This is a genomic window from Streptomyces sp. H27-D2 (assembly GCF_035828615.1).
GTDB lineage: Bacteria > Actinomycetota > Actinomycetes > Streptomycetales > Streptomycetaceae > Streptomyces.
Map to the genome: position 1 here is coordinate 1 of NZ_JAYMZR010000018.1, position 973 is coordinate 973.

Sequence of the window (973 nt, forward strand, 5' to 3'; positions counted from 1 at the left end):
GCAGGGCCGCGCCCGCTCCCCCGGCGGCGAGCGCGGGGCCGTCCGGGGCGTCTTCGGTGTCGGGGCGGGGCGTGGGGCCCGCGCCGAAGTAGCGCTTCCCGTACGCGGCGGAGGCGGGCCGCTGCGGTTGCGGGCGCAGCTTCGCGGCTGCCTCGATCGCCGCAGCCGGGTCGACCATGCCGGTGCCGAGTTCGTCGCTGCGGCCTCCCTCGGGCCGGTCCCGGGCGGTGTCCGCGATGAGTTGCTTGACCTGGGCCGGGCTCAGGTCGGGGTGTACGGAGCGGAGCAGCGCGACGGCCCCCGAGACGAACGCGGACGCCGCGCTGGTCCCCCAGCCCTCGTAGTAGCGCCGGTCGGGATTGGCGATGACCACGTCCACGCCGGGCGCGTTGACCGTGGCGTACCAGCGGCGGGTGGAGAAGGCGGCCCGGGAGCCGTAGCGGTCGACGGCCGTCACCGCGATCACGCCGGGGTAGGCGGCCGGGTACGAGACGTGGTCGCCCTTCTCGCCGCCGTTGCCCGCCGAGGCGACCACCACGACGCCCTTGCCCAGCGCGTACTGGACGGCGGCGTCCTCGCGGCGGTCCGGGTGCGCGGTCTCGCTGTCGTCGCCCAGCGAGAGGTTGATGACGTCGGCGCCGTGGTCGGCGGCCCAGCGGATGCCGTCGGCGAGCGCTCCCGAGCGGGCGCTGCGCGATTTCTTCCGCTGCGGGTCGCCGTCCTCCAGGATCACCCGGACCGGGAGGATCTTCGCGTCGGGGGCGACTCCGAGCACTCCGTCGGCGTTGCCCGCGCCATGGCCGCGCCCGGCGATGATGCCGGCCATCGCCGTGCCGTGCTCGGCCCACGAGGACTCGCCGGGGCCCGCGCCGAAGCCGATGAGGTCCTTGCCCGTCAGCACCTGCCCCTTGAGGTCCGGGTGGTCGGTGTCCACACCGGTGTCCAGTACGGCGACGGTCGTCCCCTCGCCCGA

At 75.6% G+C, this 973-nt stretch carries 1 protein-coding gene; it reads right to left on the minus strand.

The genetic code is table 11. From position 1 onward, the window contains the following. Positions 1-973 (minus strand): type VII secretion-associated serine protease mycosin (gene mycP / locus QMK28_RS10045; protein ID WP_326436710.1); only part of this gene is annotated, 973 nt, incomplete at both ends.